Annotated in this window: 27 protein-coding genes; 13 read left to right on the forward strand and 14 right to left on the reverse strand. The window is 62.6% G+C overall.

The annotated features are described in order from the left end of the window. Positions 1-62 precede the first annotated feature (62 nt). The gene (locus UP09_RS31475) at positions 63-884 is read right to left on the reverse strand and encodes a DsbA family protein (RefSeq protein WP_245302289.1); all 822 of its coding nucleotides are present in this window, start codon (positions 882-884) and stop codon (positions 63-65) included. Positions 885-1232: 348 nt separating this feature from the next. Between UP09_RS31475 and UP09_RS31480 the strand changes: the two genes are divergently transcribed. After that, positions 1233-1481, forward strand: a complete 249-nt coding sequence (locus tag UP09_RS31480) for a hypothetical protein (RefSeq protein ID WP_044542211.1) — start codon at positions 1233-1235, stop codon at positions 1479-1481. A 71-nt stretch (positions 1482-1552) separates the two neighbouring features. Here the strand turns inward: UP09_RS31480 and UP09_RS31485 are convergent, their stop codons facing one another. Then, the gene (locus UP09_RS31485) at positions 1553-1762 is read right to left on the reverse strand and encodes a hypothetical protein (RefSeq protein ID WP_044542694.1); all 210 of its coding nucleotides are present in this window, start codon (positions 1760-1762) and stop codon (positions 1553-1555) included. A 498-nt stretch (positions 1763-2260) separates the two neighbouring features. Next, entirely contained in the window at positions 2261-2491 is a 231-nt protein-coding gene (locus UP09_RS37900; RefSeq protein ID WP_156164867.1) for a hypothetical protein, read from the reverse strand. Positions 2492-2789: 298 nt separating this feature from the next. On the opposite strand from UP09_RS37900, the gene UP09_RS31490 reads away from it, so the two are divergent. Further along, on the forward strand, positions 2790-3110 hold the full coding sequence (locus UP09_RS31490) for a hypothetical protein (protein ID WP_245302291.1): 321 nt from the start codon (positions 2790-2792) through the stop codon (positions 3108-3110). A 597-nt stretch (positions 3111-3707) separates the two neighbouring features. On the opposite strand, the gene UP09_RS38265 is transcribed toward UP09_RS31490, so the two are convergent. From UP09_RS38265 to UP09_RS31500, 3 genes are all read right to left on the reverse strand, one after another. Beyond that, positions 3708-4292 (reverse strand): hypothetical protein, encoded by a 585-nt coding sequence (locus tag UP09_RS38265; RefSeq protein ID WP_197082774.1) that lies wholly within the window; start codon positions 4290-4292, stop codon positions 3708-3710. Between the two features lie 12 nt (positions 4293-4304). Next, entirely contained in the window at positions 4305-4469 is a 165-nt protein-coding gene (locus tag UP09_RS38270; RefSeq protein ID WP_197082775.1) for a hypothetical protein, read from the reverse strand. Positions 4470-4586: 117 nt separating this feature from the next. Continuing rightward, positions 4587-4847 (reverse strand): DUF3551 domain-containing protein, encoded by a 261-nt coding sequence (locus tag UP09_RS31500; protein WP_044542212.1) that lies wholly within the window; start codon positions 4845-4847, stop codon positions 4587-4589. A gap of 169 nt (positions 4848-5016) precedes the next feature. Between UP09_RS31500 and UP09_RS31505 the strand changes: the two genes are divergently transcribed. Beyond that, on the forward strand, positions 5017-5991 hold the full coding sequence (locus UP09_RS31505) for a hypothetical protein (RefSeq protein WP_245302293.1): 975 nt from the start codon (positions 5017-5019) through the stop codon (positions 5989-5991). 192 nt (positions 5992-6183) lie between these two features. Here the strand turns inward: UP09_RS31505 and UP09_RS31510 are convergent, their stop codons facing one another. The 3 genes from UP09_RS31510 to UP09_RS37905 form a co-directional block, all read right to left on the reverse strand. Then, a complete protein-coding gene (locus UP09_RS31510; RefSeq protein ID WP_044542214.1) occupies positions 6184-7035 on the reverse strand; it encodes a 3-hydroxybutyryl-CoA dehydrogenase in 852 nt (283 codons plus the stop codon). A gap of 134 nt (positions 7036-7169) precedes the next feature. Further along, on the reverse strand, positions 7170-7361 hold the full coding sequence (locus UP09_RS31515; RefSeq protein WP_044542215.1) for a hypothetical protein: 192 nt from the start codon (positions 7359-7361) through the stop codon (positions 7170-7172). Between the two features lie 484 nt (positions 7362-7845). Then, on the reverse strand, positions 7846-8253 hold the full coding sequence (locus UP09_RS37905) for a hypothetical protein (RefSeq protein ID WP_156164868.1): 408 nt from the start codon (positions 8251-8253) through the stop codon (positions 7846-7848). Positions 8254-8265: 12 nt separating this feature from the next. On the opposite strand from UP09_RS37905, the gene UP09_RS31530 reads away from it, so the two are divergent. The 7 genes from UP09_RS31530 (at position 8266) to UP09_RS31560 (ending at position 12491) form a co-directional block, all read left to right on the forward strand. Beyond that, positions 8266-8592 carry a hypothetical protein gene (locus UP09_RS31530; protein ID WP_044542217.1) on the forward strand — a complete coding sequence of 109 codons (327 nt, stop codon included), beginning with the start codon at positions 8266-8268 and terminating at the stop codon, positions 8590-8592. Positions 8593-8635: 43 nt separating this feature from the next. Further along, positions 8636-8839, forward strand: coding sequence for a hypothetical protein (locus tag UP09_RS31535; protein WP_044542218.1), 204 nt, complete (start codon positions 8636-8638; stop codon positions 8837-8839). A 143-nt stretch (positions 8840-8982) separates the two neighbouring features. Beyond that, the gene (locus UP09_RS31540; protein ID WP_044542219.1) at positions 8983-9231 is read left to right on the forward strand and encodes a hypothetical protein; all 249 of its coding nucleotides are present in this window, start codon (positions 8983-8985) and stop codon (positions 9229-9231) included. Positions 9232-9431: 200 nt separating this feature from the next. Further along, positions 9432-10721, forward strand: a complete 1290-nt coding sequence (locus tag UP09_RS31545) for a hemolysin family protein (RefSeq protein ID WP_044542220.1) — start codon at positions 9432-9434, stop codon at positions 10719-10721. Between the two features lie 103 nt (positions 10722-10824). Beyond that, entirely contained in the window at positions 10825-11424 is a 600-nt protein-coding gene (locus UP09_RS31550; protein WP_044542221.1) for a formyltransferase family protein, read from the forward strand. Positions 11425-11620: 196 nt separating this feature from the next. Next, positions 11621-11977: a hypothetical protein gene (locus tag UP09_RS31555; protein ID WP_044542222.1), complete on the forward strand. Its 357-nt coding sequence runs from the start codon at positions 11621-11623 to the stop codon at positions 11975-11977. A 67-nt stretch (positions 11978-12044) separates the two neighbouring features. After that, positions 12045-12491: a hypothetical protein gene (locus UP09_RS31560; RefSeq protein WP_156164914.1), complete on the forward strand. Its 447-nt coding sequence runs from the start codon at positions 12045-12047 to the stop codon at positions 12489-12491. 63 nt (positions 12492-12554) lie between these two features. On the opposite strand, the gene UP09_RS31565 is transcribed toward UP09_RS31560, so the two are convergent. Continuing rightward, positions 12555-12752, reverse strand: a complete 198-nt coding sequence (locus UP09_RS31565) for a hypothetical protein (RefSeq protein WP_044542224.1) — start codon at positions 12750-12752, stop codon at positions 12555-12557. Between the two features lie 11 nt (positions 12753-12763). After that, the gene (locus UP09_RS31570; protein ID WP_044542225.1) at positions 12764-13162 is read right to left on the reverse strand and encodes a RidA family protein; all 399 of its coding nucleotides are present in this window, start codon (positions 13160-13162) and stop codon (positions 12764-12766) included. Positions 13163-13352: 190 nt separating this feature from the next. On the opposite strand from UP09_RS31570, the gene UP09_RS31575 reads away from it, so the two are divergent. Continuing rightward, positions 13353-14225 carry a DMT family transporter gene (locus tag UP09_RS31575; protein ID WP_044542226.1) on the forward strand — a complete coding sequence of 291 codons (873 nt, stop codon included), beginning with the start codon at positions 13353-13355 and terminating at the stop codon, positions 14223-14225. Positions 14226-14418: 193 nt separating this feature from the next. Then, positions 14419-15834, forward strand: coding sequence for a caspase family protein (locus UP09_RS31580; protein ID WP_044542227.1), 1416 nt, complete (start codon positions 14419-14421; stop codon positions 15832-15834). 73 nt (positions 15835-15907) lie between these two features. On the opposite strand, the gene UP09_RS31585 is transcribed toward UP09_RS31580, so the two are convergent. Both UP09_RS31585 and cysK read right to left on the reverse strand, forming a co-directional pair. Then, positions 15908-16156, reverse strand: coding sequence for a BrnA antitoxin family protein (locus UP09_RS31585; protein WP_044542228.1), 249 nt, complete (start codon positions 16154-16156; stop codon positions 15908-15910). Positions 16157-16178: 22 nt separating this feature from the next. Then, on the reverse strand, positions 16179-17153 hold the full coding sequence (gene cysK, locus UP09_RS31590; protein ID WP_044542229.1) for a cysteine synthase A: 975 nt from the start codon (positions 17151-17153) through the stop codon (positions 16179-16181). A 232-nt stretch (positions 17154-17385) separates the two neighbouring features. On the opposite strand from cysK, the gene UP09_RS31595 reads away from it, so the two are divergent. Further along, complete coding sequence (locus UP09_RS31595; protein WP_044542230.1) at positions 17386-17601, forward strand: hypothetical protein; 216 nt, start codon at positions 17386-17388, stop codon at positions 17599-17601. A gap of 10 nt (positions 17602-17611) precedes the next feature. Here the strand turns inward: UP09_RS31595 and tgt are convergent, their stop codons facing one another. Then, complete coding sequence (tgt, locus tag UP09_RS31600; RefSeq protein WP_044542231.1) at positions 17612-18745, reverse strand: tRNA guanosine(34) transglycosylase Tgt; 1134 nt, start codon at positions 18743-18745, stop codon at positions 17612-17614. Positions 18746-18925 lie beyond the last annotated feature (180 nt).

Here is an 18925-nt window from a genome sequence, read left to right on the forward strand (position 1 = left end):
GGCGCGCCGCGTCCCCACGATGAGGGAGCCGAGCCGCAGCCAAGCCACGGCTGAGCGCGGCGTCATTTCTTCAGCAGCGGCTTTATCATTGCTTCCAGTTCCCAGAACGCCGGCGCGCCTACAAACCTTTTGCCGTTGATGAAGAAGGTCGGCGTTGCGTCGACTCCGAAGGCGTCAACGGCGAAGTTCCAGTCGCGCAACAAATCTTCAGCCAGCGACTGATCTCCCCAGCATTTATCGACGGCGCTGTTGTCCATGCCGGCCTGCTGCTTGCCGATCAGCCTCAGCGTCTCAATGGTCTGCCGCATCAGTTGATCCTGCTGCTTGAAAAACTGCGCGATCACCGCATAGAATTTCGAGGTATCAGCAATGCAGCGCGCCAGCATCATGGCGGCCTGGTCCTTGCCGTTGCGCGGAAATTCGCGAAACACGAAATGCACCTTGCCGGTGTCGATGTATTTCTCTTTCAGCATCGGAAACACATTTGCGCCGAACTCGGCGCAATGCGGGCAGACTATCGATGTATATTCCACGATCCTGACGGGAGCGTCAGTGGACCCGAGCGCCATATCGGGCAGCGAGCGCGGCTCGGCGAGGCGCGCATCCATGAGGCGCGCCTCCGTCGAATCTTGCGCCATCGCTGCGCCGATCAGCAGCGGTGTGAAGCCGGCGAGGGCGGTGATCCCGATCAGAAACACCGCAGCAGCGAAAACAATGCGGATGACGATCAAGTGACGGCTCCGAAGGTTGGGCGTGAGTGGGGACATCCAGATACCAGCCGGGCGACGATTTGAAAGACCAATTCTGGCGGCGGCCGATTGCTCGCCCGGCGCGGTGACAGCCCTTGGTCCATCGGCCGCCGCGTGCCGGCTCGCGCGGCCCATGGCAAATCAGCGAAACGGCACAGGTACGGCCTCGCGGTGTCGGCTTCGGCGAATCCGGGCCCCGGATGCCCTCCCCCTGCGAAGTGTGCCACGTTCCTGAATAGGTCCCAAGCTCACCGTGTACGTTCCTAAAGCGCGATGAGATCGGGTTGAATCGTCATCGCGCTTTAGCTCTTTGTTTGAGCATGATCTTTTCGGAAAACCGCTTCACACTTTTCCGGATCATGCTCTAGATACCCCAATGTCGCGAGCCGGACCGACGGGACCGGAATTGGGGCTTTAGTCCCTGTTCCGAGCCGCAAGGGCTTGATAGTTTGCGTGCGACGGCCTGCGCTGCTTTCATAGGCTATGCGGCCTCAGAAAATCACCTTCGGCGAGATGCGCTCGATGGGCGTTTGTGGCGTGCTGATCTACTGCGCCGACCACACCTGCAGCCACTCGATTTCGATCATGGCCGATCGCTTTGCGGATGAGGTACGGCTATCTGACCTCGAGCCGCGGCTTCTTTGCAGCGCCTGCGGTAACCGGGGCGCCGATGTCCGGCCGAGCTTCAACTGGCACCCGAAGGGACCAATCGGCGGCATGGGTTATCGATAGACCGTGAGATCTGCAAAGGGGCTGGAGCTTCTTCGAAGCGGCCCGCGGATGCTTGCGCCAAATCCAACCGCTCACGTCAGCATCGAGATGATGGTCTGAACCTGATCGGACGCTGAGGTCACGGGGCCGTCGAACGACGTCTGGCCGTGCGCGGCGGCTTGCAAAATGTACTCGGCGACCGCGGCCTTGAGACCGAAGACGGCTTGGTCCGCAGGTACTCTTGCCATCACCGCCTCTAGCGCATCACGCATCGTCTGGATGAGTTCGGAGCTGTATTTCATCGCTGCCCTCCGCTCGACCAAGATAGTCCGGGAGCCTCCGCCCGCCACTCACAAGCTTGCGATTCCATCGCCACGTTTTGGTGAGTTGAATTCAGCTTGAGAGTTTCCAACGCGCAATCGCTCGCGGGGCTTTGCTTTAGAGCGTCTCCAACCTCCAGCGCATGTGATTGGCAAAGCCGACTGTGAGGCTGCGGTAAAAGCGGGCCTCCAAGGCTTGCCAAGGAAAGCCCCGCTCCTGAGCTCATGCTCGGCGGGGCTTTTTTTTGCGCGGCACGATCGAGCGTCTCGCAACCGCCATGCGGGCAACTACTCGGTCGCCTTCTCAATTTCGGAATATTGGAAATATACCCCTGAGTTGCCCGACGTGTCAAGTTGCCTTGTCGAACGCCAGCAGCCGCGAGCTACTTTGCATGGGGTTGTTTTCGATATTTTGGCAGCGCGCACCTGCGGCGGGGCCCCNCCCCGCCGATGCGGAGCCTCTCCTCGGTATATTGCAGATCAGTGACCGACCATCCCCGACCCCATCGCGCCGTCGTAGCCTGACCAGCCCGGCTGAGCAGCAACATTGCCGGGCGCGGCATAGGCATTGTTGCTGTTTCGAAATTGCTCGGTTGCTACGGCGCGGTGATTTGTTCGCGTGCGGTAGTGTCCGGAGGCAGCCGCCGCCGCTTGCGCGGTTAAGACCGCAATGATCGAGGCACCGACGACTGCAAGAATTGTCTTTCGCATCGTTATCTCCCATTTTTTGGCGGAAAGTCTGCGTTTGTACTTTCCGATTGCCTGGAGATAGCGATGGTTGGGTGGTCTGATTATGGGTGAGATTTTGAATAGACTGTTCTTTGGGAAGGGATAATCAGCGACGACCGCATTCCTTTCATTCCGGAAACAATCGGCCCCGCGGGACCGCTTGCTTAGCCCGTTCTCAGCAAGCACACGATCTCGCTCGCAAGGACATCTAAGGAACCGGACATCGCGCCTCCTCCTAATGAGTTATGGCAGCATCCGGCGCGACCGGATAAGTTGATAGTTGTTTTTGCTCATTTATTGGACCTGCACAGTGCGGATCTTACTCATTGTCCTGGGGATATGGCTGCTTCTGAACGTCCTCTTCGTGGTCGTAATAGCCCCGCCGCGCAAACCGCGGCGGACCGAACCGGCGCGCCAATCCGGCAGTGACTTCGCGCCTGCACCGATCGACAAGAACGCCTATCCGTTTGAGGACGACGAGAAGGTCTCCCTCCGCCACACCATCGTCTCGGTCGGGATGGGCGCATTCTTCGTGCTGTCCCCGTTTTTGCTCGAGGCGATCGAAGCCACGAAACGCCTCTTCAAGAGAGGCCGCGAATAACCCGCCCTCCGCCTGGAAGCACTCATGACCTCGACCGGGTTTTCGACATGATCACAAGGCGCGATTGGGCATTCGTCGTGGTCTGCATCGCAGGCGCACTGCTGCTCGGTATCTGGAGCTTCCAATTGGGTCTCGAATTTCATCGATCCCAGTCCGGCGCCACCGATCTCAGCAGCGCGCGTCGACACGATAGCGCTCCAGACAATTTGGTAACCCGCGGCGCTGAGTAGGTCGGAGGCAGCCACGGGCTCGCTCCGTAAGGTCTAAATGCGTTGGCCACGCCCCCGCGAGCCGGCGTCAACGTGAAATACAAGTTCGCCCGCGTCAGTGATGCCGGAATCATAGCCATTGCGATATCCGGCCCGGTAGAACAGCGTGGCCACTGCGCACGAGCAAAGGGCCAGAATGACGCTCGTCATAGGTTGCCTGCCATCTTTCTTCGGCGGCCCAACACGAGCCACCAGTTGCGCCGCCGACCATAGCGCGGATTACGGCGCTCCCACGGCTAAGCCGTGTCCCGCATGGGTCTGACCCAGCGTTTTGAGTTTCGCAATTTTCGCTCCGCATTGAAACGATGCTGCGTCGCCGTCAGAAAAGCTACGCGCAAGCCATGCCGGGAAAACAAGCCATGCCGGGAAAACAAGCCATGCGGGGAAAGACGGCAATGTCGTCGTCCGTGTTCGCCCGATCGCGCCGCTTGCGACCGCCGATCGCCTTCGTGCGAAGGTGACGGATATCCAGCACGCGCAGCGCAATCGGCACGCGCTGCAAAATCCAGCGAGCGTGATCAGCAGCTTGCCTGATCACGGTCATCACGGTCGCGACGCGCGTGAAGATGCCGACCAGGAAGATCATCGAGAAGATATCGATGTAGGCGAGCATGTCGCCAAGCAGCAACAATTCGGGAGGCAGCGGAATCCGGTGCAAATAGGCGAAGACGAGGATGACGACCGGGATGAACGCGATAACCCGTCGCAACGTCAGCCGATCGAGAAAGGCAGCGAGTTCAACAACCAGGATTTGCCACAACCAGTCGCCCAGCGCGGCGGGCTTGTCGATCGTCCAAGTCTGCCAAAATGGCTGCCAAAACTGCTTCCAGATCTGCCACATCGTCGCGGGCGCCCCACTGCTGCAATGTCGGGCAGCTGCTCCAAATGGACCACGCCGCCACGGCAGGTTCAATACCGCCAGATGTCACGGATCGGATGACGCCTGGTTTCCGTTGCCGTCGAGCAGGCTGGCTTCGTCGCGGCCGGACTCCGCCGACGGAAAGACGCGCTCGTAGTTCGCGCGGGCCTCACGTATCAGTCGCGCACGCTCAAGTTCGGACTTCGAAATGAACCGGATAACTTCGCCCATTTGCTCTCCAACGCAGTCTGTTCGATCAACCCGATCGACAATGCGAACCTCGTGCCAGATTGGTCCAAGAGACCTAAGTTCCCTCACCTCGGTGCTGGTGACTTGCCGCGACATGTCTCACCGGATCACCCGCGGCGGCATCCGCTGCGGGCCGAATGCAAAGCGCGGATTGTAGCCGCAAGAGGCATCCTGGCCGGATGCGGTTGCCTGACACTGCTGGTAGGTCTGGAAACCGCAATAGCCGGGATATCCCTGCTGCCTGCCCTGAATGCACCAGGGATAGTCATACGGATCGGCCGCCGCTGGCGACGCAAGGCCCATAAGCGAACCGGCGCCGAGCGCCGCAAACGCCAGAACTGCCCAAATTGTCACGCGCATGGTCCCGTTTCCTCTTCCGATCGGCCCCACCCGTTGATGTAGGTACGGAAGCGGATTACGCGAGGTTTCCGGCCGCCGTCTCAAGAAGCCGTGAGGGACGATCGAGACCAGTTCCCCACGTTGAATGAAGGCGGCTGGCCGGCCTTCAACGTCCGCGCCTGATCCGTCGATGCCTGCTGTCCTGGCTCCGCTGGACGCATGTGGTCAACCGGCAGTTAACGCAACGGGTGCGGTTGAGGTGCGCAACTTAAGTGCGCTGCAATGCGCACGCTCTAATCTCGGTGCCGATCACCATGACGAACGACGACAGACGACCTTCAGTTTGTCGCACAGGGGGATATTCATGCGTTGTACGCTCGTCGCCTCAATCATCCTGTCGCTCACGCTTGGCCATGCACTGGCTGGACCAAGAACATCCGAGCCGTCCAATGCGCCCGCACCGACGCCGACCGGCTTCGAGAAATATCGCGGCTATGTTTTCGATCTCTCCGAGAATACCGAACGCAAGGACGTCGCTGACCTCGCCGACATGGTCCGCCGCCAGCTCGACGTCGTGGAAGCGGCGCGCTTCAGCCCGAGGGTGCTGCAATTCTTCCACAGCGTGCCGATTGTTGCGAGCGAGATGGCGTGTCTTGAGGAGGGAGCCGCCGCGGCCTGCTACGGCATCATGTCTCCTGAATGGGACCAGCGCACGACGCGCGATATCACCATCTGGGATCACGATAAGCAGCAGTGGACCAATTCGGACCCGCTGGCACTTGCCGTCGATTCCGGCATTGGCGTCATCAAACTGCGCCCGAACATGATGCGCTCTGAGAAGGACCCGGTGCTGCTGCACGAATTCCTTCACGCCTATCACGCCCGGCTGATGCCGAACGGTTATGAAAACAAGGTCATCAAGAATTTCGCCGGCGAAGCCAAGTCAAAGGAGCTGTTCCCAAAGGACGCCTACGCGTTGAAAAACCATCAGGAGTTCTTCGCGGTTACGGCGAGCATCTTCCTTGCGGGCAAGGATTCTGCGCACGAACCCTATACGCGCGCCAAGCTCAAGGAGAAGATGCCGGAATACTATAAGTATCTCGTCGGCCTGTTCGGCTTCGACCCGGAAGAGACAAGCGTCACGCCCGTCGCATCGGCGAACTGAATTTTGAAACTACTGAATCTCGACACTGCCGAAAAGAGCACGAGGCCCGGTGTGCCTAGGAGACCGGGCCTCGCGTCTTCTGTCCCCCGCCTCACGTGGCGGATCAGGTGATGTCTGATGACACGCGTGTTAGATCAAGTCTTCCGCGCGATCCATTCCGGATGACTACGGTATCGGCCGCGTGATCAGATCTCACTTGCTGTAGCTGTAAAATCCCTGACCGGTCTTGCGGCCGAGATGACCGGCATCGACCATTTCCTTCAAGAGCGGCGCGGGCCGGTACTTGGGATCGTTGAATCCGGTATAAAACACCTCCATCACCGACAGCATCGTGTCGAGGCCGATCAAGTCGGCGAGCGCGAGCGGTCCGATCGGGTGGTTACAGCCGAGTTTCATGCCGGCATCGATCTCCTCGGCGGTGGCAATGCCCTCCTGCAGCGCGAAGATCGCCTCGTTGATCATCGGGCACAGGATGCGGTTGACGGCAAAGCCCGGGCTGTTCTTCGCAGTGATTGCGACCTTGCCGACGCGCTTGGCGAAAGCGGTTGCCTTGGCGACAGTATCGTCCGACGTCTGCAGCCCGCGGATCAATTCAAGCAGCGCCATCACCGGAACCGGGTTGAAGAAATGCATCCCGATGAAGCGGTCGGGACGATCCGTCGCGGCCGCGAGCCTGGTGATCGAGATCGACGATGTGTTGGTGGCGAGCAGCGTGCTCGGCTTCAACGATGCGCAGAGGTCCTTCAGGATCTTGATCTTGAGGTCCTCATTCTCGGTGGCAGCCTCGATCACCAGGTCACAGGCGACGAGCTTGGCTTTGTCTGACGTCGCCGTGATGCGCGCCAGCGTCGCCTCGCGGTCGGCAGCGGTCATCTTCTCCTTGCTGACCAGGCGATCGAGGCTTGCCCCGACCGTCTTCAGGCCGCGCTGCACCGCGGCGTCGGATATGTCGACCATGGTGACGCCGAGCCCCGCCGCAGCGCTCACCTGGGCGATGCCATTGCCCATGGTCCCGGCACCGATGATGCCAACCGTCTCGATCATTGTGTTCGTCCTTCCCGTCGCTTGAGCCGCCCCGCGGCACCGTCAAGAAAATGCGGACCTGCCATCCGCGGAAAGCGCATGCATAGCAGTCCGCTCAGGCGGCCGATACGGGAATGGCTGGTATCCTGGTGATGCTATTCGGGGCGCGGCGGCAACGATTGCCGCGGGGGCACGGCCGCGCGTGGCGGCACCCTGAGACGCGGCGGCTCGGCGACGCGCGACGGCTCGAGCATGCGATTCAGCCTGACGATCCACCAGGCCAGCCGTCCGTAGCTGCGGCGAAGCGCCGGCAATATCCCCTCGTCGATGTCATGCTCCGGGTCCATCTCCGCGCCTTGCTAGCCTCCATCCTTGAAGGAACGGTTTGGTGCAATCGCGCAGTGGAGGATCAGCTTTAAGAAATTGACAACCAACCCTGATAGACCGAATCACCGTACTCATGAGGTAGACTGGTTCCACACGGAAATAGTGGCAAGGTGCGACCTTCTGCTACTTCCACGCGAGCCGGAAGATTGCTAGTTTGTTGCAGGGATGGCACTCAGAAACGCTGGGGGATGCGGTGTTTCGATTGTTTCGGTGGTGGAGGACGAGCAAGCTGACGTTGGCTTGCCCGAATTGCAAAGAGATCGCCTCATCGGGTGTGTTCCGGCGCGGGCGCTATCTGCTGGGCGACGCGCCATTGCGTTGCGACCATTGCGAATCCGCGACGCCGGTGACGTTGTGGCGCTTCGAGGGGTTGTCGCAACGCCGATGTGCGGCCGCCGGCCATGCCTATCCGCGGCAGTCGCTGCTGTCGGATTCGTCCGCGAACTAGATCGGCGACGTTCCGCAAAGCGCGCTGATGTCGCGGCTGCCAGTTGAGCGGCTGTTGCGCGCGACCAGTAATCTCCCGGATTGATGACCGATACCGTGGCGCTGCAACATCGCGCCGGCCGGCATGCCTCGCGTTGAGTTGATCGAATTTTGGAGCAAGCGCCGCGACCTAAGAAAATAACCGATGAGGGCTATGCCCATGCTTGCCGAAAAATTCTTTTTGTATCTCGAGACGTTGCTCAAGAGCCCAACCCACTCCGACGGAAGCCCGCGCGTGGTGAGCACGTCGCCCCATGTGCCGGTCAAGCTGCCGGGCAGCAAATAATCCGGAAGCCACATCGTCCGGAGGTCTGGACCACTGACGGGAATGCTGTCAGCCTCGTCGCGCGGACGTTTGGTCCGCAATGAGGTGAGCCGATGAAACGGGCAGCCCGTTGCCTCCGATATGCGCCGCTCGCCGCGCTCGCCCTGATCGTTGGCGCGCTGCCCGCGGCAGCCCAGGAGCTGTGGCCGGCCGTTCCGCCCGAACTAGGCCTGCGCGCGCCGCTGGCGGACGTTTGGCTCCCCTACCGCTGCAGCACCGGCCCCGTGCAAAACTTCTACCACGGCGCGCTCTACCGCGAACCGCCGGCGATCTATCGCGGCTACGCCTATCGTCCGTACTATCGCTACACCGCCTCGCGCGTTGTGCCGCGAACCTATGTCTGTGTGGACGAGCACGTGAGCCATCTCACAGCCCGCTGACGTCAGGTGCGTTACACGGGCTCCGTAAGACCACGGAGCCGTCATGGGCAACAGGATCGATTTCGGGACCATCATCGTTGCGGTCTGCGTTGCCGGATACGCGGCGATCATGCTCGCTTGTGTGGCCCAAACCGGGTTCGGCCTGTCCGCCGCGCAGATCCGTCATCTCTCGATGATCACTGCACTTTTCATCGCGCTCCCGGTGGCGCTGGATTTCCTTCGTCCACGGCCCGACAAGGCTCGCTGAGCCGGCGCGGATGACGGCATCGCGCGTTCGCCGCGCGCCCCGATCCGGGGCGTCGCCGATTCACTCAACGCAACATGGCGCTGGCTGAAACGACGCGAATCAGCGCTACTCCACAACTGATCATTGCTTGAGATTCCGGCGGCATGACCCAGCCCGAGGTCTTGGATCAGAATATTCGCGCCCTGCAGGAATGGCTGCGCAAGGCCTGGCTGCAGCTCGGGGATCCTTCGCTCACCGCTTTCTCTCGTCGCGAATTGCGCAACCAGATGAAACAATGCAGCGCGGATCTGCGCATGCATTTGCAGACCGCATCGGAGCGGCCACCGCAGCCCTCCGCGAAGCCCCCCAAGGCGTTCGCCAAGCCAGAGCTGCGGCTCCTCGCCCTGAGCTAGGCACAATCACGGGCCGTCAGGCGTTGCAACGCTCGGCCATGGCGCGCGTGCCAAAATGCCGCGTTGCCCGCCGCATGCGCGTCATACCTGCGGCCGGCTTGCGCCTGACCGCCCCACAAGGCACAGCAAATCAGCTCCGGCGTGCCTATATAGCGGCCGTCGTGTCGCGGCGAACGCCGCCGAATGCTTTAGGGACCCCTGTGTTATATCTGGAACTTGCGATCGTGGCGGTGCTGATCGTCGTCAATGGTCTGCTGTCGATGTCGGAGCTCGCCATCGTCTCGTCGCGCCCGGCGCGGCTTGCGGCCATGGTTGAGAAAGGTGTCAGAGGCTCGCGTCGCGCGCTCACCCTTGCCTCCAATCCCGGAAAATTCCTGTCAACGGTGCAGATCGGCATCACGCTGATCGGCGTGCTGTCCGGCGCGTTCTCGGGCGCAACGCTCGGCCAGCGCCTCACGCAATGGCTGCTCGATATCGGGCTGTCGCCGGGCCTTGCCAACGCGCTCGGCGTCGGCCTCGTCGTCGGCGTGATCACCTATGCCTCGCTGATCATAGGCGAGCTGGTGCCGAAGCAGATCGCGTTGCGCGATCCAGAGGCGGTCGCGGTGAAGGCCGCGCCGGCGATGACGCTGATGGCAAAACTCTCGCTGCCGCTGGTGTGGCTGCTCGAACACTCCGGCAAGGCGCTGCTGTGGCTGCTCGGCCATCGCGAGGACGCGCAGGACCGGATCAGCGAGGACGAGATCAAGACGCTGGTAGTGGAGGCCGAGAACGCCGGCGTGCTGGAGCCCGGCGAAAAGGAGATGATTGCGGGCGTGATGCGGCTCGGCGACCTTCCGGTCGGCGCCGTGATGACCCCGCGCCACGAGGTCAGCCAGATCGACCTCGCCGACCCCGCGCCCGAGATCCTGGCGACGCTGCAGAAGAGCAGTCACTCGCGCTGCGTGGTGTTCGACGGCAATCGCGACCACGCGCTCGGCATCGTGCAGGCCAAGGACGTGCTCGACGTCTATCTCGCCGGCCGCACGCCCGACATCCGCGCGCTGACGCGCGATGCGCCGATCATTCCCGAGACCGTGGATGCGCGCGACGTGGTCGCGATCCTGCGCGATTCCGCCGTGCATATCGGCCTTGTGCATGACGAGTACGGCACCTTTCAAGGCGTCGTCACCAGCTTCGACATTCTCGAAGCCATCGTCGGCGCCTTCCACACCGAGGAAGGTCCGGCGGAGCCCGCCTATGTCAGGCGCGACGACGGCTCCTACCTGATCTCGGGCTGGATGCCTGCGCTCGCCTTCGCCGACCTGCTCCGCATCGCGCTGCCCTCGCCGCGGCCCTACCAGACCGCGGCCGGCTATTTGCTGCACGAGTTCGGCACGATTCCCAATGTCGGCGAGAAGATCACCGCGCAGGACTGGGACTTCGAGATAGTCGATCTGGACGGCCGGCGTATTGACAAGGTCCTGGTGAGCCGCGTGGAGGCGGCCTGACGTTGCGGCCCGGCCCCCCTGTTGATAACAGGCAGGAAAGCGAAACAGGCGGTCCTGCTGTGCTATCGGCATAGCTGTCCGAGCCAATCACGGAACTGATCCCATGAAACTTACCCTCGTCGGCTCCCGCCATTTCGGCGTGACGACTTTGAACATGCTGCGCGAGCACGCCGTCGAGATCGCCAGGGTCGTCGTTCATGACGGCGAGGACCGGCTGGCAGCGGCAGCCAGAGCTGTTGGCATCGAGGTCGCCGTGCAGGCCGATCCCAAGCTGGTGACGGCGTCCGAGATCGCGCCCGGCACCGACCTGATCGTGACGGCGCACAGCCACGCCCGCGTCAGCAAGGAAGCGTTGACGGCAGCCCGGCTTGGCGGCATCGGTTACCATCCGTCGCTGCTGCCCCGGCACCGCGGGATTGCGGCGGTCGAATGGACCATCAACGAAGGCGACCCGATCGCCGGCGGGACCATCTACCACCTCGCCGACCGCATGGATGCCGGCGCGATCGCAGCGCAGGACTGGGTGTTCGTGAAGAAGGGCGAGACGGCGCGGGAGCTATGGGAGCGCGCGCTGGCGCCGCTCGGCCTGCGCCTGCTCGGAGAGGTCATCGATTACGCGAAAGCCTTCAAGACCCTGCCGGCAAAACCGCAGGATGAGCAGTTTGCGACCAAGGCGCCCAGCCTACCTGGCAGCAAGCATTAGGTCCGGAACGGCCACATCCGGACACGCCCGCAAGCAAGCCTCCCATGCGATTTTTTCGTTCCGGGCCCGGAACCAGATTCACTATGATGTGTTTGAGTCCACAGGAACTTTCCTGGATTCTGCGGTGCAGCAAACTTTGGTCACATTGTGCCCGGATAAGCCGTGCCATCACACCAAAATTACGGGGAATTGATTCATGCGTTCGAACCGCATCCGCGACCTGATTGCCTGCTCCCTCGCCGCTGCCGCCGTGCTTGCCGCTGCGCCTGTTTCCGCCCAGCAGCCCTATGATGGCCTTTGGCAGGTCACCGTCGTGACCAAGACCGGCAGCTGCGAACCGTCGGCCAGCTCGACCCTGACCGTGGCCGAGGGCAAGATCAGTGGTCCGGGTGCCGCAATCTCCGGCACGGTGGGCAGCGGGGGACTTGTGCGAGTCTCGATCAATGGTGCATATGCGAACGGTCAACTCAATGGCAACTCCGGATCGGGGAAGTGGAATGGGGCATCAGCTGGCGTACCGTGCAGCGGCCGATGGGAAGCGTCCCGTCAGTAAGATCAGCAGCGCGGCGGGAATTTTTGCCAGGGCGCGGCGGCCTGCATTCGCAGCCGTCGCGTTTTTCATGACGGCCTTTTTCGTGACGGTCTTGGCGAGCACCGCCGGCCACGCTCAGTCGGGCCCGTTCGCGGGCCTCGCCGGTAGCTGGTCGGGCAGCGGCTCGGTCACGCTGGACGACGGGTCAAGCGAGCGGATTCGCTGCCGTGCAACCTACCGTGTCTCCGGCCCGACCATGGCCATGACCCTCACCTGCGCCAGTGACGCCTACAAGTTCAACCTGGCAGCCGACCTGCAAGCTGAAGGCAGCGCAGTCACCGGCTCCTGGAGCGAGGCCAGCCGCAATGTCAGCGGCAGCCTGCAGGGCCGCGGCGGCGGCGGTAACTTCCAGGTCGTCGCGAGCGCCCCGGGCTTCAACTCCGACATCTCGCTGCGCACCAGCGGCAACCGGCAATCGGTGACGATCAGGGCCGACAGCCAGTTCCGCGGCGCCAATATCACGCTGACGAAGTAAGTTCGACCCAGTCAAAGAAGCCCTCGGGATCGCGCGATTCCGAGGGCTTTTGTCTGCATGATGCTAGGCCGTCCGCGGCTTCGCGAGCTTCTCGGCGGTCTGCTGGATGTTGCGGGCCAGCAGCAGCGCCTGCTCCTTGTTGAGGATGAAGTCGTGCGCGCCCTTCGCCGTCTTCATCGAGATTACCATGATGTCGGGCTGATCATTGGGCCAGCCGGTCGCGAAGCCCGTGAGGAATTCCGGCTTTGTGAGATTGTCCATTGCAGTCAGTCCTATGTGGCAGGAACGAACGCGGTGACTTCGATTTCGACCTTGGCGCGCTGGTCGACCAGGCCGTCGATATAGAGCAGCGTCGAAGGCGGAAAATTGCGGCCGAGCGTCTCCTTCCACGCAGCCCCGATCCCGGTGCCCGCGGCTTCATATTCGCTGCGGCTGGTCAGGTACCAGGTCAGGCGAACGATGTGCTCGGGTCCCGCTCCGGCTTCGCTCAACAGCTTGATGATACGCTTCAGCGCGCTGCCGATCTGGGCGGCCATATCGGGTTGATACTCGCCCTTCTCGTCACCGCCGGTCTGCCCGGCCAGCACGATCCATTGGCCCGGGCCGTCGAAAGCGACGCCATGCGAGAAGCCGCGGGGTTTCGACCATTCGGCCGGTTGCAAAACACGCATGAGCAGATCCTCCTGATGACTGTCATTCCGGGATGGCTCGTTTCATTTGCGCCCCGGAATGATCACATATTCGAACGCTGCTTAGCACCGATTACCCGGACGACGCATCACCGCATCGGCGGAAATGCGCGTTGCAAATCCTCGTCAACTCGCCGATACCGGCCGTCCCCGCCTCACCTCATCCTCGGCCATGGACCGCACTCCCTCAAAGACTCGCGCCGCGCTGTGGATGTCGGGTTGGCTATCGCTGATGTTGGTCATGGTGGTGGCCGGCCGCGAGGCGACGCGCGAGGTGAACGTCTTCCAACTGATGGAAGTGCGCTCGGTGCTCGGCTTCCTGATGCTTTATCCGATGATCCGCATCAATGGCGGCTTCGCGATCCTGAAGACGGCGCGCCTCCATTTGCACATCGCGCGCAACCTGATCCACTATACCGCGCAAGTCGGCTGGTTCTACGCGCTGGCACTGATCCCGATCGGCCAGGTGGTCGCAATCGAGTTCACGATGCCGATCTGGACCGCGCTGCTTGCGGCAAGCTTTCTCGGCGAACGGATGACAATCCCGAAGATCGCCGCGATCATGCTCGGCGTTGCCGGCGTGCTCGTGATCGTGCGCCCGGCCACCGGCGAGATCAATCCGGGACAGTTGATCGCGCTTGCCGCCGCTGTCGGCTTCGGCGTCTCGCTCGTCATGGTGAAATCCCTGACGCGGACCGAACAGGCAGTGGCCATCATCTTCTGGCTCTTGACGATTCAGGCGGTCGTGAGCTTCGTGCCAGCGCTCTACGTCTGGACTTGGCCACCGCTCTCGACGTGGGGATGGCTCGCAGTGATCGCGTCCTGCGGCACCTACTCACACTATTGCATGGCCCGTGCCTTGCTGCACGCCGATGCGACCGTGGTGGTCCCGATGGATTTCCTGCGGGTTCCGCTGACCGCGATCGTCGGCTGGCTGGTCTACGCGGAACGGTTGGATGCCTTCACAGTGCTCGGTGCCGCATTGATCCTCTCCGGCAACCTTTTGAACCTGAAGCCGAACGCACCGGTTTCAGCTCGCGCGTGACCATGAATTAGCGGGCGATATGTGAGCTAGGTCACGCCACGCGATTTCGCGAGCCGATAACGTCGGGCTTTGGGAACGCCGCCTTTCACCGCCGGGTGCTTGCAATTTTTGCTGCGTGAAGTGCAGCTTTTTCGTGTAAACTGGCGCTGCTTTGCCGCCCAAGTCTATTTTCGATTCTGCCAGGGGATTTCATATGCGCACCCTCACCCTCATTGCGTCCCTGATTTGCGTAGCGCTGACCACGACCGCGGCGCAGGCCGAAAAACGGGTGGCCTTCGTGGTCGGCAACGGCGCCTACAAGAACGTCACGCCGCTGCCGAACCCGACCGTCGACGCCAAGGCGATGGCCGGAGCCTTGCGCAATGTCGGCTTCGACGTCGTCGAAGGCTCCAACCTCACCCGCGACAAGATGACGGAAAAACTGCTCGACTTCGGCAAGAAGGCGCAGGGCGCCGATATCGCGGTGTTCTACTATGCCGGCCACGGCATCGCGATCGGCGGCACCAACTATCTGTTGCCAGTTGACGCCGACATCAAATCCGAAATGGACGTCAAGCTTGGGGCCGCGATCAACATCGACCTCACGCTGGATCAGACCATGAGCGATGCCAAGGTGAAGCTGGTGTTCCTTGATGCCTGCCGCGACAACCCGTTCGCCGCCAAGATCAAGTCGAACTCGGCGACCCGCAGCGTCAACGTGCAGACCGGACTTGCCGAGATGAAGTCCGGCGAAGGCACCCTGATCGCATTCGCGACCGGCCCGGGCCAGACCGCGCTCGATGGTCAGGAAGGCACCAACAGCCCGTTCACCCGCGCGCTGGTCGACAACATTGCCCAGCCGGGCATCGAGATCCAGCAGGCGATGACCAAGGTCCGCGCCCAGGTCAACGAGGAGACCAACAAGGGACAATTGCCCTGGGGCCACACCAACCTGATCGGCGCGGTGTACCTCAACGGCGCGCCCGCTCCGGCCAATAGCGCAGCGGCCGCGCCATCGGCTCCATCAGCGGTCGCCGCGGCGCCGGGCTCTGACGTCGAACTCGAGTTCTGGCGCTCGATCAAGGACAGCAACAAGCCGGAAGAACTCAACGCCTATGTCTCCAAATACCCGAACGGCCAGTTCAAGCCGCTGGCGCTGGCGCGCATCGCGGCGCTTGAGAACGGGCCGAGCACCACCACCCGCAACCTGACCACCGGCGTCGATCCCGCGACCTTCAACGACGAAGCGAGCCAAGTCACCGAGGACCAGATCGGTCTCGACAAGGGCCAGCGCCGCGACGTGCAGCGCCGCCTCAACGGCCTCGGCTTCGACACCAAGGTGACCGGCAAGTTTGACGAGACGACCCGCGCAGTGATCACGCGTTGGCAGGCCGCCCGCGGCTACCCGAAGAGCGGCTTCCTGAACAAGCTGCAGCACAAGGCCCTGCTGACCGAGATCGTCTCGACGACGTCGACGGCCAGCTCAGACGATGAGGATCGCCCTGCCCGCCGGCGCTCGAGCGGTGGCGGCGGAGGCGGTGGCGGCGGCCGTCACTATCACGGTGGCGGCGGCGATCCGGCCGGCGTCGGACGCTTCATGGGTGGCGTGATGGGCGGCATCCTGCGCTAGACGGCCCGCGCCACAATGCATCGACGGCAAAAAGCCCGGGATCGCTCCCGGGCTTTTTGACATTGAGATGGTGCTATTTCCCCGCGGCCTTGCGCAAAGCCGTGTTGATCCGGTCCTGCCAGCCCGGACCGCCTTCCTGGAAGTATGCCAGCACGTCCTGGTCGATCCGCAGCGTGACCTGCTCCCGGACGCCGGGCGCCGCTATCGTCACCGGCTTTGGCGGCGGTGCCTCCGCCACCTTGGTGGTGGCACGTTTGAAGGCGGCCTCAGCCTCGCTGCGGGCGTCGTTCAAGGTTCGCGGTCGCCTCGGCAGATCGGCCATATCTCAAGATTCCTTCAAAGTCTCAGATTCCTTCAAACAGCGCAGTCGACAGATAGCGCTCCGAGAACGACGGCACAATCACCAGGATGGTCTTGCCGGCGGCCTCCGGGCGCTTGCCGATCTGCAACGCCGCCGCGATCGCGGCCCCCGATGAAATGCCGCCGGGGATGCCCTCGTTGCGCGCCAGCGCCCGCGCCGTCTCAATTGCGGTCGAACTGTTGATCTTGACGATCTCGTCGATCACCGAGCGGTCGAGGATGTCAGGGACGAAGCCGGCGCCGATGCCCTGGATCTTGTGCGGCGTATGCTGGCCGCCCGACAGCACCGGGCTCTCCTCCGGCTCGACCGCGACGATCCGCAACGACGGCTTGCGCGGCTTCAGCACCTGCCCGACGCCGGTGATGGTGCCGCCGGTGCCGACACCGGCTACGAAGTAATCGATGTTGCCGCCGGTGTCGTTCCAGATTTCCTCAGCGGTGGTGCGGCGATGGACTTCCGGATTGGCGAGGTTCTTGAACTGCTGCGGCATCACTGCGTTCGGCGTCGTGCGCACGAGCTCCTCGGCGGCGGCGATCGAGCCCTTCATGCCCTGCGCCGCCGGCGTCAGCACGATCTCGGCGCCAAGGAAGGCCAGCATCCGCCGCCGCTCGATCGACATCGATTCCGGCATCACCAGCTTCAGCCGGTAACCGCGCGAGGCCGCGACATAGGCGAGCGCGATGCCGGTGTTGCCCGAGGTCGGCTCGATCAGCACGGTGTCGGCGTTGATGATGCCAGCTTTTTCCATCGCGATGACCATCGCAGCACCGATGCGATCTTTCACGCTGGCCGCCGGATTGAAGTATTCCAGCTTGGCGAGGATCGTCGCGCTGACGCCGTTGGCCTGCGGCAATCTGCGCAGACGCACGATCGGCGTGTTGCCGATCGCGTCGACGATGGAGTCAAAGACGCGTCCGCGTCCGGGTTGCACTGCACTCGTTGTCGACGATGCGGCCATCAAGCGGCTCCTGTGGTGGGAATGTGCAGGGAATGTGGGGTCATCCCTCATTAGAAGCAGCGCGTCATGACGCGCAAGTGAGAAACCGCCGCATCCAGCGTTGGTTGCATTGCAAAATGAAAACCTGCGCAAATAACGTAAAACCTACGTATTTGTGTTGCGACAAGGTCAAACAATTCGGGCTATATACTTTCGTTAAGTAGCTGAGGTTCAGAACGCAAAGGAGGTCACGATGCCAGCGCTTGCTGCAGTCCTGTCGACCGTCGCGTCCAGGCCCGATCCCCGCGGCAGCGAACTGCCGACCTGTCCGGTGTGCGCAGACTCCATGGTGGCGGCGGAAGCCTCCGCCTACCTCCATGACAATTTGATCAGTTATCTCTGGACCTGCGACACCTGCGGTTATGGATTTGTGACCAAACACGCGGTGAAACCGATCGTCTGCAACTGACGACCGCCGCTCACCTCGGAGCGATATCCCCGCGCGCCCATCCGGCGCGCGTTTCCGTTCTGAAGTCCTCGAACGTGCCGTTTGCGATCGCGCCGCGGATGCCCTGCATCAGTTCCTGGTAATAGGCGACGTTGATCTCCGACAGCAGCATCGCGCCGAGCGTCTCGCCGGAGCGCACCAGATGATGCAGATAGGCGCGCGCGTAGCTGCGCGCCGCCGGCCACGCGCTCTCCTCGTCCAGCGGGCGCGGATCGTCGATATGGCGGGCGTTGCGCAGATTGATCTGGCCGAACCTCGTAAACGCCATGCCGTGGCGTCCGTTCCGGGTCGGCATCACGCAATCGAACATGTCGACGCCGCGCGCCACCGCTTCCAGCATGTCCTCGGGCGTGCCGACGCCCATCAAATAGCGGGGACGGTCAACCGGCAGCGCCGGCGCGGTCTCCTCGATCATCGCCAGCATGACAGCTTGCGGCTCGCCGACCGCCAGCCCGCCGATCGCGTAACCGTGAAAGCCAATCTCGGTAAGTCCGCGCGCACTGACGTGCCGCAGCGCAGGGATATCGCCGCCCTGCACGATGCCAAACAGCATGGTGCCGTCGGGCGCTGTCTCGAAGGCGCGCTTTGAGCGCTCCGCCCAGCGCAACGACAATTGCATCGCACGCTCGATGTCGGCGTGCTCGGCCGGCAGCCGCACGCATTCGTCCATCTGCATCGCGATATCGGAGCCGAGCAGCCGTTGCACCTCGATCGAGCGCTCCGGCGACAGTTCGACCTTGGCGCCGTCGATATGAGAGCGGAAGGTGACGGCCTTCTCGGTCACCTTCCGCAGCTCCGAGAGCGACATCACCTGGAAGCCGCCCGAATCCGTCAGCATCGGGCCGCCCCAGCCGGTGAAGCGTTGCAGGCCGCCCAGCGCCGCGATGCGCTCGGCGCCCGGCCGCAGCATCAGATGATAGGTGTTGCCGAGCACGATGTCTGCCCCGGCCTCGCGAACCTCGCGCCAGTGCATGCCCTTCATCGCGCCGGCGGTGCCGACCGGCATGAAGGCGGGTGTGCGCACCATGCCATGCGGCGTGGCCAGGCGGCCGGTCCGCGCGGCGCCGTGGGTTGCGAGAAGCTCGAAATGATTGGGAAGGCTCATGCGGCTGCTTATTGCGTGCCGCCGGTGCCTGATCAACCCTCGCAGGTTTGCCCGTGCCCGGGCTCCCAGGGCGCGGACGGCTGGATGGAGGTTTGATCGAGACTTGTGCCTGACGGGCTCCCGCCTTAAATAAAACGAAACCGTATCGTTTTATGACGAGAATAAGGCGGCGAAACCCTT

It is taken from the genome of Bradyrhizobium sp. LTSP885 (assembly GCF_000938305.1).
GTDB lineage: Bacteria > Pseudomonadota > Alphaproteobacteria > Rhizobiales > Xanthobacteraceae > Bradyrhizobium.